Origin of the sequence: cyanobacterium endosymbiont of Epithemia clementina EcSB (assembly GCF_029919255.1) — a bacterium.
In the GTDB taxonomy this organism is placed as follows: Bacteria; Cyanobacteriota; Cyanobacteriia; order Cyanobacteriales; family Microcystaceae; genus Rippkaea.
Map to the genome: position 1 here is coordinate 480,377 of NZ_CP123991.1, position 12,976 is coordinate 493,352.

10 protein-coding genes are annotated in these 12,976 nt (G+C 35.7%); 3 read left to right on the top strand and 7 right to left on the bottom strand.

The genetic code is table 11. The annotated features are described in order from the left end of the window. Positions 1-324: 324 nt before the first annotated feature. Positions 325-483 (top strand): hypothetical protein, encoded by a 159-nt coding sequence (locus P3F56_RS01520; protein WP_281153002.1) that lies wholly within the window; start codon positions 325-327, stop codon positions 481-483. 34 nt (positions 484-517) lie between these two features. Here P3F56_RS01520 and P3F56_RS01525 read toward each other — a convergent pair whose 3' ends face one another. The 4 genes from P3F56_RS01525 to P3F56_RS01535 all read right to left on the bottom strand — a co-directional run bounded on the left by P3F56_RS01525 (position 518) and on the right by P3F56_RS01535 (position 4,521). Continuing rightward, positions 518-1,690: an amino acid ABC transporter permease gene (locus P3F56_RS01525; RefSeq protein WP_281153003.1), complete on the bottom strand. Its 1,173-nt coding sequence runs from the start codon at positions 1,688-1,690 to the stop codon at positions 518-520. 144 nt (positions 1,691-1,834) lie between these two features. Beyond that, the gene (locus P3F56_RS01530; protein WP_281153676.1) at positions 1,835-2,902 is read right to left on the bottom strand and encodes an amino acid ABC transporter substrate-binding protein; all 1,068 of its coding nucleotides are present in this window, start codon (positions 2,900-2,902) and stop codon (positions 1,835-1,837) included. Positions 2,903-2,991: 89 nt separating this feature from the next. Then, positions 2,992-3,207, bottom strand: coding sequence for an ATP-binding protein (locus tag P3F56_RS10395; RefSeq protein ID WP_405054772.1), 216 nt, complete (start codon positions 3,205-3,207; stop codon positions 2,992-2,994). 888 nt (positions 3,208-4,095) lie between these two features. Further along, entirely contained in the window at positions 4,096-4,521 is a 426-nt protein-coding gene (locus P3F56_RS01535; protein WP_281153004.1) for a DUF4168 domain-containing protein, read from the bottom strand. Positions 4,522-4,749: 228 nt separating this feature from the next. On the opposite strand from P3F56_RS01535, the gene rsmH reads away from it, so the two are divergent. Further along, the gene (gene rsmH / locus P3F56_RS01540; protein ID WP_281153005.1) at positions 4,750-5,685 is read left to right on the top strand and encodes a 16S rRNA (cytosine(1402)-N(4))-methyltransferase RsmH; all 936 of its coding nucleotides are present in this window, start codon (positions 4,750-4,752) and stop codon (positions 5,683-5,685) included. A 97-nt stretch (positions 5,686-5,782) separates the two neighbouring features. Here rsmH and kaiC read toward each other — a convergent pair whose 3' ends face one another. The 3 genes from kaiC to P3F56_RS01555 all read right to left on the bottom strand — a co-directional run bounded on the left by kaiC (position 5,783) and on the right by P3F56_RS01555 (position 8,960). After that, positions 5,783-7,345, bottom strand: coding sequence for a circadian clock protein KaiC (kaiC, locus tag P3F56_RS01545; protein ID WP_281153006.1), 1,563 nt, complete (start codon positions 7,343-7,345; stop codon positions 5,783-5,785). Positions 7,346-7,452: 107 nt separating this feature from the next. Then, positions 7,453-7,767, bottom strand: coding sequence for a circadian clock protein KaiB (gene kaiB, locus P3F56_RS01550; RefSeq protein ID WP_281153007.1), 315 nt, complete (start codon positions 7,765-7,767; stop codon positions 7,453-7,455). A 308-nt stretch (positions 7,768-8,075) separates the two neighbouring features. Further along, positions 8,076-8,960 carry a circadian clock protein KaiA gene (locus tag P3F56_RS01555; RefSeq protein ID WP_281153008.1) on the bottom strand — a complete coding sequence of 295 codons (885 nt, stop codon included), beginning with the start codon at positions 8,958-8,960 and terminating at the stop codon, positions 8,076-8,078. A 1,340-nt stretch (positions 8,961-10,300) separates the two neighbouring features. Between P3F56_RS01555 and P3F56_RS01560 the strand changes: the two genes are divergently transcribed. Further along, a complete protein-coding gene (locus P3F56_RS01560; protein ID WP_281153009.1) occupies positions 10,301-12,832 on the top strand; it encodes an ATP-binding response regulator in 2,532 nt (843 codons plus the stop codon). Positions 12,833-12,976 lie beyond the last annotated feature (144 nt).

Sequence of the window (12,976 nt, forward strand, 5' to 3'; positions counted from 1 at the left end):
TTAACAAAAACCTCCATCAAAGAATAGGTAATAAGAAATTTATTGTAAATTGTTTAGGAGTTCTATCGAATAGAACCATTATGGATAGATTGCTCAAAAGACTACTAGAAAAGACTTGATGAATATCTATAAAAGAAAGAAAAATCCGTTTCTCTGATACTGATACTACCGGAGAGTTCATTTTATTTTCTTATTATCTATCTGTTATTAAGCTTATAAAGAAAGTATCCCTGGAAGCAGCTAAAATAGACCTTAAAAGGTTGGTGAGTAACGAGGAAATAGCTTCGATGTCTGTTTTGGGGTTATCTCATCACCGTTGCCTTGATGACTATTCTCTTAATGGAAACGGAGTTTGAGATTATTTATGATGTTTCCGTGTTTTCTACTCCTAATACCTATGTTGCTATGGCTAAAACTAAGTATATTGCTATTAAAACTCTCACAATACAGAGAACTTCTCTATATGCATCCATGACACAATAGTTGAAGCTAACTAACTACTGAACAGGAATAGTTTTTAACGTTCTTTAAGCCGTACGGTTGCGTTAAGTCGGTTCATCGCTGTAGATATAATCAAATTAAAAACTAGATAAGTTACCATAACGACCAACAACATTTCTACTGCCTTTCCAGTTTGGTTAGAAACAGTATTAGCAACAGCATAAATATCATTGTAGCCAATAGCAACCGCTAAACTAGAATTTTTAGCTAAATTAAGAAATTCACTCGTTAATGGCGGAATCATAACTCGTAATGCTTGGGGAAAAATTACTAAACGCATTACTAAACTTGGGTTAAACCCTAATGCTTTAGCTGCCTCCCATTGTCCTGTAGACACTGATTGAATCCCGGACCTAACGATCTCAGCAATAAAGGCTGCCGTATAAAAAGTTAATCCCAATAACAATGTAGTAAATTCAGGGGACAAATTTAATCCCCCTTGAATGAGATTAATGTCACTGTTATATCGAGGCAATTGCCAATTAATGCCAAAGATAAAGGTTAATGAAACAAGGATTAATATCCCTAGCAGTAGTCCTTGGTAAGTTCGTTCTTTTTTTCCAAATTTAACTATAATTTGATTTCGCTTACGCCAAACTAATCCAGCTAAAAAACTATTAAAGACAATAAATACCAGAACTAAGAAAGTTTGTAAATTGCCTAAAGGACGAGGAAGATAAATTCCTTGATTAGAAAAGAAAATTAACCCCCAAAAACTACCAGGCTCATAAATTTTAGGAAATTTTAAAAAAACGGCAAAATACCAAAAAAATAATTGTAATAGTAAAGGAGTGTTTCGTAAAGTTTCTACGTAAATTGAAGCCATTTTACGGACTAACCAATTATCAGAGATTCTTCCTAATCCGACAGTAATACCGACAATAAAAGCTAAAATAATACCACTGATCATTACTCTTAGAGAATTGAGTAACCCTACTAAAATTGCCCTGCCGTAGGAATCAGTAGAACTATAGGGAATCAAAGAGTCAGAAATACTAAAAGATGCCGTTCGATCAGAATCAATTAAAAAAAATAATCCAAAATTTAATCCTAATCGTTTAAAATTGTTAATTAAATTATTACCCAAAGTCAGTATAGTTAGTCCTATTATTAGGACAATAAATACCTGAAATAAAGTTTTAAGAAAACGAGAGTCTCGCCATAAAGGTATTTTTTCTTTGTCAATCATCTTAGTTAGTGATTAGTAATTAATAGTGAATAGTTTTAAAGTTACTAGTAGCTTTCAAACATAGTACTTCATACTTAGGAAGTTAACAGTAAAACAGCTTTGACATCAGCTATTAAGTATTGACCCTTAACTATACACAACACCTTATCGAAACGGTGGAGAATAAAGCAAACCGCCATCAGTCCAAAGTTTATTAAGTCCTCGATCTAATTTCAATGGTTTACCAATGTTTCGTTCATAAATTTCGCTGTAATTCCCTACATGCTTAATAATACGGAAAGCAAAATTATTAGGTAATCCCATATCCTCACCTAATTTATCATCCAACCCTAAAAACCTTCTAATATTAGGGTCTTCACTAGATTCAAAGGTTCCTATATTTTCGGACATAATGCCAAATTCCTCTGCTTGCATAGTAGCGAAAGTAATCCATTTCACTGCATCAAACCAATTGGAATCTCCATCGGCGACAACTGGACTAAGTGGTTCTTTAGACATAAAAACCCCTAGCATAACATGATTATCCTTTTGAGGGAAAACAGAACGACGGGCTACTAGTTGAGACAGATCTGAAGTAACCGCCTCGCAGCGACCTTCTTGATAGGCGGCATAAAGAGCGTCCACATCATCAGAAATAACGGAATTATAGTTTTCTACTCCCCGTTTACGCATCTGATCAGCTAAATTCTGTTCTGTAGTAGTTCCGGCTAAAACACAAATTGATTTAGCTTCCAAATCTTCTAATTTAGTTGCCCCACTTGCTTTAGTCACCATGATTCCTTGACCATCATAAAAAACTATAGGGGCAAATGCCACACCTACTGAGGTATCTCGACTCACTGTCCAGCTGGTATTGCGATTGAGAACATCTACTTCCCCTGCCTGGACAGCCGTAAAGCGCTCTTGTGCGCTAAGCTTACGGTATTCAACTTTGGAAGGATCATCAAACAAAGCTGCTGCGATCGCTCGACAGATGTCTACATCCAAACCAGAATATTGCCCATTTTCATCGACAAAGCTAAACCCTGGAACTTCTCCATTGACTCCACAGATTAGGTTTCCTCGTTCTTTAACCATTGCTAGACGACTTCTATTAGGATCTGTTTTTCCTTTCTCGGTAGTGGTTTGAGTAAGCCTTTGATTGTCTCCACAAGCAGTTAAGGGAACCACTGAACATAAAGTTGCCAAAACTAAGGACAGCCATTTAGCCATAAACCAGGTTTGCTTAGACATTTTTTACTTCTAAGATTGATGTTATATATCGATATTAAATTATCGCTTAAAAAGATTTAAAAAAACCTTCAGCTTTTTGCTAAATCAGATTTAGAGTAATTCAACGGTAATGTCACAGTAAGGATTGTTCTTTGACTCAAGCTACTTTTTCTGGTGATCTGTCTTTGATAATTTTTGACAATCGCTTCAACAATAAGTAATCCTAAACTAGATTCTCTTGAATTTCGATGAATATGGGACCGGTTAAGACGATAGAAACGGTCAAATAGATGAGTTACAATGATTTTAGGATGCCTTTACTATAGCAACTTGTAGGCGAACAAGGCGGTCGCGCTTGATTGATTGTGGTCTCACTTTTATTGATGCTTTGGTTTTCTTGACGTTGGTCATATCTTTTTTTTTATCTAAGTTGCGCTAAAAATAAAAGATCACTGACCATATTTCCTAACTGTTGAGTCAAGCATCCTACTACTTTAAGCTGTCGCTGTGATTTGCTTCAAAATAAGCTAAGGTCATCTTTACATTAGTTCGAATGGTGGCGATGGGGCTTCTCAAGTTATGAGACACATCGACAGCAGGTTAAAATCATTCAGTACTTTAGGTAAGATTTCCTGATGGGGCTTACAGCCAGTCTTAACAGAAACTTAAATAATAGTCTCTGCAATCATAATCGATACCTAATTACCGGATGGCTTTAATAACCTCAAACTAGGAATAGTTGACCGTTAGATATCCTAAGACATAGCGATCACGATTAGTCTTTTAAGTAATTTCTTCTGAAGATGCGAGCTCCTCCCATACGTGTTTCAGGGAACTGTCAATACAGTCTATTAGTGTAAATTCTAACGCAGAAAAAGACTCCTGTTGCAAACAGTAATAACAGGATGGCTTTCACAACAGTATGTTTCAGCTTGCTAAACGAGTGCTTTTCTTTTTATATTTTTAAATAATTAAACAGACGTGTACCTCTTAGTCTAGCTGCGACAAAATCACAATAAAAAAGCTAATTTTCTAACTTTACAAAGTATTTAAGAATTTAAGTGCTTGACCTTTTAATAGTTTCAAAACTCATTAGCTCCTAATTTATTAAACTCGGTTTAGAAGAGTTCTATTTAGCTAATTAGGGATTGGGAATCAAAGTTCATTCTTTTTAAAAAAATGAAATTATTTCTCTATTTTTCTTGCTGGATCTTAACCATAGCATTTTGTATTTGTTGTTTTAAAGTTTTGTCTCCTTGTGCTTTTTGGGTCATTATATTAAACTTACTAGCGGTTAATCCACCTTCTTTAGCAATAGTTTTAGAACTATTACAAAAATCAACTGCGATTTTTTGTACTTCGCTAGGTAACTTTCTAAAACTCTTAGGGCTATTGCAAGCAATTTCTGGGGGTAAATCATCAATAATATCTTCAATTTTTTGATATGCGATTTGACGCTGAGATTCTATAGTTAACACAGTTCTAGCATAATTAACAATATCGGTATCAGTGATCTCCGAAGTTGACGACGGATCTTGTCGAGAAAAGGTAGGGACAATATTACATCCGTGGAGGATACCGATAAGTGCTAGTAAACTAGCCATTAAAGAACGAGTCAATGTTCTGTTCAAATTCAATAGGGAACAGTGAATAAACACCATGCGCGCTAACCGTCAAGTATATAATACTATTGAAATCTCCGCCCGAGTTTCTTCTTTTTCTGAATTATCTGAATTATTTTAAGCATTATAAGTTCCTGTGATCTCCAAGGGGAACTTAGACTACATTGTTCATAATTTCTCCTGTCCCTAGCAATCTGTGTGATTCTCAATTATTTATCCTTTTCTATGACTTACTTAAATAATCCTGCTTCGACAACTTTTACCAACATTCAAGAGACTTCATTTATCCATATTCCTGTTTTATCGCAAGAAGTCATTGCTGGATTAAAAATTCGTCCGGAAGGACATTATTTAGACGCAACAGTGGGAAGTGGTGGACATAGTCTCTTAATTTTAAATGCCTTTCGAGATGTACGGATAACTGGTATTGATCGCGATCAACAGGCGATTGCAGCAGCTACTGGCAAGTTAGAAAAATTTGGTCGAGAACGAGTTCGGTTGTGGCAAGGAAATTTTGCTGATTATCCAGGAAAAAAAGCAGAGTTTTCGGGTATTATCACCGACTTGGGGGTCAGTTCTCCCCAATTTGATCTTCCTGAACGGGGGTTTAGTTTTCGTCATGAAGCTTCTCTGGATATGCGGATGGATCAAAACCAGTTTCTGACGGCGGCTAAAATTATTAATCATTGGGACGAAAAGTCTCTAGTTGAACTTTTTTTTCATTATGGAGAAGAACGGCGATCACGACTTATTGCTAGGCGCATCGTACAGCAAAGGCCATTTCGTACAACTACCCAACTAGCCCAGGCTATTGCTGACACAGTTCCTCCTAAATATCGTTATGGACGTATTCATCCCGCTACTCGTGTTTTTCAAGCATTACGAATTGCAGTGAATGAGGAACTTGTGTCTTTAGAAAGATTTTTAGATCGGGCTCCCCAGTGGCTAAAACCTGGAGGACGGTTCGGAATCATTAGTTTTCATAGTCTCGAAGATCGTATTGTAAAGCATCGTTTTCGTGACTCTTCAACGTTGATAGTAGTTACTAAAAAACCAATTACTTCTCAACCTCAAGAGAAAGCTAGAAATCACCGTTCTCGTTCAGCTAAACTCCGATTTTCTGAACGGATGAAAGATTTAGAAGATGGAAAAAAAGATTAAGCTGTTCGTTATCTGAACTTATAATTTTGACTGTGAGAAAGATTTTGTCCTTAAATCTCCAATAAACGATTCAAATACATAACAGCTTAATCATTAACTACTCATCAAGAGATTTATCTTTAACTCCGCGAACAATACGGGAAAATTCATTTTTTTCATCAATGGTAATTCGAGTAGGAGAACCACTGATAATGCCTTCGTAATTACGAAATGAACCCTGAATTCTTGGACCACCTTGATCAATAATGTATTCTCGAATCCCTTTATCATGCCAGGACCCTCGCATTTTAAAGACATTAATTGCTCTAGACATTTCCCCTCTAATTTCTACATATTGCAGCATGAGAATAGTATCAGTAATGGTAGAAATATGAGATTCTGTAATAGAATGAGAACCCATAAATTGATCAGTTGTGTTGGTAAAAAACCCTGTGATCTCTTCTTGTTTCGCGTAACCTGTTACCCCAATCACAAACTGACGAAAGGCGTTATTAGTAACTCCTCTTGCTAATGCTGAGAGAGAATCAATGGCAATTCGTGACGGTTTAAATTCAGAAATTTCTGATTTAATGATCTGTAGATGATCCTCTAATCCAGCAGATTCTGGATAGCTACATAATAATTTTAGTAATCCCTTCTGTTCCATTTCTTCAAAATCAATTCCCCAGGAAAAAGCATTCCGAGATAGTTGGGCACGTGACTCTTCGTAAGCAAATAAAATTGACCTTTCTCCTTGACGACAACCTTCTTCCAAAAACTTACTTACCAGCAAAGTTTTACCAGTTCCTGTTGCTCCAGTTGCCAGAATAATTGAGTCTTTAAAAAAGCCTCCTCCACACATTTCATCAAGAGTTTTAATGCCCGAAGAAGCTCGAGCATTTGAAGAACGCTGAGTAAGTCGCATAGCTCCTAACGGAAAAATATTAATTCCATCATTAGTAATGGTGAAAGGATACTCTCCTTTCATATGGGTTGTCCCGCGCAATTTAAGGATTTCGGCTGTTCTTCGACGACGTTCTCCTTCTAAAACATTTCGTAAAATGACCACATTATCAGAAACGAATTCTTCTACCCCAAAACGAGCGATCTGCCCGTATTCCTCCACCCGTTCTGTAGTCATAATTGAAGTAACCCCTAGAAGTTTTAACCGTGCTACCAAACGGAAAATCTCTCGACGTACCACGGAGGCTGCATCGTATTGTTGAAAAACTGCCGTTACTGAGTCGATAGAAACAAGTTTTGCTTTATACTTATGAATTGCATACTGAATGCGTTCAATTAGGGCCGATAAATCAAAACTTCCTACTACTTCTTGTCCATCAGGATCAGGTGAAGCATCAAGAATAAATAGTTGACCCTTATCAATAATTTCTTGTAAATCCCAACCAAAACTATAGGCATTTTGAATAACGTCTGCCGGCGATTCCTCAAAGGTTACAAATAATCCCGGATAATCAAAATATTTAATCCCATGATATAGAAATTGAATTGCTAGTAAAGTTTTACCAGTTCCTGATGTTCCACTCACCAAGGTAGTTCTTCCAATAGGAAGTCCGCCATGGCTAATTTCATCAAACCCTTCAATCATAGTCCGAATCTTACGGACTCCTTTGGGAGGTAGTTTTTCTGATGTTTGCCCGTTAGGAAGCGGTTCATTCATTGTTGATTTATTGACTCTTCTTATTAAAGATTAACGATAACTTAAGTTAAGATGTAAAGATATGCAAGTTTGTCTTAATATATTAGCAAACAACATGGATATTCTTTTTACGAATTATCTTCTCTTTCTTTGATTTCTTCATAAAGAAGATCTAAGCCAATAAGAACTTTTTCTCTATCTGAAAGATCTCCTATGATCTTACGAACAGGGGGGGGTAGAATTTTAGCTAAGGTTGGGGTTGCTAAAATCTTATCTTCCTCAGCTAATCGAGGGTTTTTTAGAACATCAATAACTTTGAGGGCATAAACTCCTCTAAATTCATCCTCGAGAATATTTTTGAGCATTTTTAAAGCTTTGACAGAGTTAGTGGTATTGCCTGCCACATAAAGCTTAAGAACATAAGTTTTTTTGAAGTTTATCATCGGCTAAAGATCAGAATATTTTGAGATCAAGAATATTGTTTAAAAATATTTTTTGGTCTTTCGTAGCCCAGCTGCGATAAAACCATAATTAACAAAAGCTTAAAGTTTTATTTGACAAGGCTTCCAAGACTTAAAAAACTTTTTTTTAACAAAAAGCAGAGTTTTTATTGTCACACAATGCAGTCAAAATAAAAGTTTCAGAAGTTATTAGCAACTAATTTATCATACTTAATCTGGAAGAGCCAATTTTTTTATTTATCACAAAGTTTAGGATAGCAACAATGCCTTAATTTGTTTTGTAAAATAAATCAAACATAAAGATTTTCCCTGGGAACTGAGCGGCGATACATTTCTCCCAGATGCGCCAAAATATCAATGATAGTTAAGCGGTAATCTAAAAGAATTTCATCACTGCGGCCTTCTATTTTAAGCTGCTGAGAAAATTCATCGATTAACTCCATATGAATTTCTAAAACTTTAGAAATTGCAATATCAGAAAAAAAAGCTTTATTTACAAATTGATCAATAAATTGGTTAATTTCAGTCTCATTACTAAAGTAATTAAGAATAATTTTTCGATATTCTTCAGTTAAATGCTTTATAAGTTCTTCTTGTTGCGTTTCAGAAAAATTTCGAAAAAAATGTCTGGGGTTTCTCTTATAAAACACCCCTAAATAGCCCAGTCTTTCCTTAAGCTTTTCTGCCAACCGACGTTGTTGCAAGAGCAGAAAACTTAACTGTTTATCAGAAACCAAGACTTCGGGCAAGGAAACTGGACTTTTCACTAAAGAACAACTTGGCCCCAAACGTAAAAACTGTGCAATGGCTAGCTCAAGAGATTTCTCAATATTATCCAAGGTAGTCACTGGCTGTCTTACCTCCGCACTATGATAGAGGCACGTTAGGGCTCCAACTGTTTCTGGCAGAGCCTCTGGATCTAACTCTGGTTCAATAATAACCACCGGAAGTATGGTTCCTTGCTCGTAAAGTTGATTAAATAAAGGGGAGACTGTAGTATCTCGGAAAATAACTAGACAGTCAATTTGCACGTCATGACTGTTTACTAAGTTGAGCAGCTCCTGAGAAGAGTCAACTAGTTGAATAGAGTAGGATTTACCGCTCAGAATATTCGTCAAATTCTTGGCAATGCGGTGATCTCTGATATAGAGAAAAATTGATAATCTAGATTGCAAGGTTTTAATATTAAGAACTAGGTCACTAGAGAATTATTAAAGAACAAACTGAAGAGTATCAGCAACTCCTTCCCATAAAAGTTAACACAAATACTTTCAGATCAGATAATTCAGGGTCTTGGACTAAACTTTCTCAAGAAAAATCAAGCACTCACTTACAAGTTTACTATTATCAATTCTTCGTGATCAAGATAGCGCTACATTTTATAGCAGGTAAGCTTAAATAAGCCTACTACTAAAAAATAGTTAAAGAATAATAGTTGCTAGATACTAACTTAGCCTAAAAATTAGTTAAAAAAATTTAAAAATCAAGAACTTTGAGAGTTAACTGGCGATAAACAAATACTCCCAAACGAGGACAAGAACCCAAGTTTTATATGTAAATGTAAAAAACAAAGCCAAAATAATTGCAGAATAGGTAAGATATTTGAATAATCCAATCATAAATTATCTTTATGATTGGATTATTCAAGTAAAGGAAAGAAAAGATCAAATCTATTGAATAGCCTTTATAAAAGGATGAACGTACTTTCTAATAACCAAGAATCATCTTTCTTCTTTTTTTTAAAAAAAAGTTCAATAAACTCTTAGAATCATTCGTTATTTTTTAAAATTTAGGATCGAATAAAACTTGAAAAATAAAAATAAATCTTCAGTATTTAGTTTTTTAAAATGAATATAATTGTAGAGAATAGTTGATTTTTTTAAAATAAGTACTACGATAGCGATCAAAATATTTTGTGTTTAACTCTAATTTTTTTTAAAAAAAAGAAATAAAAAAATACTTGAGCAAAAAATATTATATTATTTTATGTAGAGAGAAAATAATATAATATTTAATTCTTATAAAAACAAGTTTTACTAGTAATTAAGTAATTGTATAAATATCTTTTAAAAAGTTAAATGTGCTTTTTATCCATGAGTTTGCGAGAAATTTTTTTATTTTTTACTTGTTGAAATTAACTTAAATGTTAAGAACAATTATAGAAATAATTGTTGAATATAAATCTGCCTAAACATGAAATATTTTTAACTGAGTTTGATAAATTAGTAGCTAACGACTTTCAAGACTCTCATTTCAACTGTATTGAACAAGTTCAAAAACTGAATTTTTATAGAGCTCAAGTTTGTAAAAGCTATGAAGTCTTGCTTTGCAAGACTTCATAGCTGGTTTAGATAAGCCATAAGTTTTTGTACTAAAAAATTTTTGTAAACTTATTCTAAGAATTGTAATCATTTGTAATTTCTAAGTCTTTAAAGACTACTAATCAAGGCAAGATTTAAAATGAAGGATAGAGATACCTGTCTTGTATTCGGACAGAATCACCCCCGTTAGGCCGATGCTGACCCTAAAACAATTCCTGCACCCTGTCCCGATTTGTCAATCTTCTATCACCATTGAAGAGATTACTACCCTATTTCGCTCAGGGAACTATGAGCAGGTAGTAATGGTAGATTGTGACCAAAAGCCATTAGGCATGGTCTCTAGCCATTATTTTCTTTCATTACTCCTACAACAGTCTTTTGAGGCTATGCCTTCATTGTCTAGGTTTTCTGAAAACAGTACTCAAGTATCTCAATCGTTGACGCTAAATGACCTGGAGAATTTGTTAACTCCTTTAGTACTTATTCCTTATGACCTAAAAGTCATAGATTTTTCTGCTTATTTACAAGACAAGAACGTTGACCCAAGGACTTCTCCTACCTATGGACTTGTGAATGATAGTGGAAACTTTCAGGGACTTTTCGATAGCCGAAAAATGCTAAAAGCTTTTTTGACTCAAACATTCCCTATTGCCAGTCAACTTTCTTCATTAGTCACCTCAGGATCGTTACTGATAGAATTGTTAGAGCAATTTCCCTTACCAGTTATGTTACAAACAAAACAGGGAAATGTGATACAACGAAATCGTACTTGGCGTGAGCAAATTGGGGAATTAATTCCCTCTAATAATGCTAGTACTTGCTCCTTATCGAGCCAAAAACTACAATCTCTCTCGGATCAAGTCGTCGCAGTTGGCCAAACCCTTGCTTCTCACTTTCCCTCCCCCTACTACTTAGCAGACCGTTCTTCTCTGACGACTCATCCTTCTTATTCTCAATGGTTTCAATCTATTCCTGAGAAGTGTAAACCTCAAGAGCCTATAAACGATACCAATTCGTTACATCCTCCGTTGCCTTCTCCTAGCTCATTAATCAGCCCTAATCTAGGCAAAGAAAGAGTTTGGAAATTTGTTAAATGTCCCTTAAGCACAGAAGATGAAGAAGTTTCTCTAGTCTTAGCCACTGATGTCACAGAGCAGCAAAGGCTGTGTCGAGAATTAGCGGCAAAAAATGCTGATTTAGTTCAGCTTAATCGTCTCAAAGATGAATTCCTCGCTTGTATTAGCCATGAGTTAAAATCACCCCTCACAGCAGTGGTGGGATTGTCGAGTCTTTTAAGAGAACAAAAAGTTGGTAAACTTAATTCTCGTCAAATCCATTATGCCCAGTCAATTTACCGCAGTGGCCGTCAATTAATGACTATAGTGAACGATTTACTCGATCTTACTCACTTAGAAACGGGGCAGCTTAAGTTGACTTTTATTTCACTTAACATCCAAAGTGTCTGTGAACGAGCCTACCATTCCATCGCTGAAAAATACCAGGATAAAATCGATAACTCCATATCGTTTTTCCTAGAAATAGAACCAGGATTAGAGTTTTTCTTAGCCGATGAACTGCGGTTACATCAGATGTTAGTGAATCTGTTAGATAATGCTATAAAATTTAGCAAATCTGGTGGATCAGTTGGCATAAAAGTAAATTACTGGGAGGATTGGGTTGCGTTTAACGTTTGGGATACAGGCATTGGCATTCCTGAAGAGTCCCAACACTTGATCTTTCAGAAATTCCAACAATTAGAAAATCCGTTGACTAGTAAATTTGAAGGGACTGGCTTAGGACTGATACTAACCCAGCGCTTAGCAAGAGCTCACGGGGGTGAGATTTCTTTTATTTCTAAAGCAGGACAAGGAAGTCAGTTTACACTACTGTTGCCCCCTGATGCTAAATCTCAGGATAAGAAACATCACCATCAATCTTCGCCAAGTTCTTATCCCTTGGTGTTGATTGTCGAAGCCATTCCTCAATGTATCGAAAATTTGATGAGTAAGCTGAGTGAATTAGGCTATCGAGTGGTTATCGCCCGTACTGGCACAGAAGCAGTGGAAAAAGCACGACGATTACGTCCCTATGCTATTTTGCTAAATCCCTTATTACCCTTACTATCGGGATGGGACGTATTGACATTACTCAAATCCGATCCCCAAACTCGGAAAATTCGCGTTTTCATGACAACTACGGAGAATCGTCAACCTTTTAAAGAACCAAATCAAGCGGACGGCTTTGTATCAGTTCCTCTTGATTCATCAGTGTTAAAAACAATTTTTGGGGAAGTTAATCCTCTAAAAAAGACTTCTGATCGTGCTTTGACTCTATTAAGCCTTTGTCCTAACTATTCTGATGGCAAAACTAGCTCTGTTCTATGCTCTCCTCTAGACTGGGCTTTAACGGATTTGTCCTCTCAATTGAATCATCGTATTCTTGAAGGCGATGATCTCGAACAAGCACAAATATTAACCAGTGTTTGGCAAGTAGATGTAGTGATCCTAGATGGCCGTTATCTTGATGATCCAACCGATTACGTACAATTATTTTCTGAACAACCTAGATTAGCTGAGTTACCTTTAGTCACCTTAGACTTAAAAACAACTGAAGCAGCCAATCGAGTTGAAAATCTATCTGTTTTTCCTTGCTTGATTCCTCGGAATCAGAAAAATACTCAGCAATTATGGCAGGTGATTTCTATTGCCGCCTCAAGTACGCTTTAAAATTCCCCAATAATAATATATTGTGATTCATCAACTCCTTCGATGAATTACCAAGGAGTTAATCAGGTCTTTAGCTTCCACACTGGGGACCCATGCTATAAACAAAAGGGAACGCCTCGAACCGTGGAGGAATTCCGCAATAAT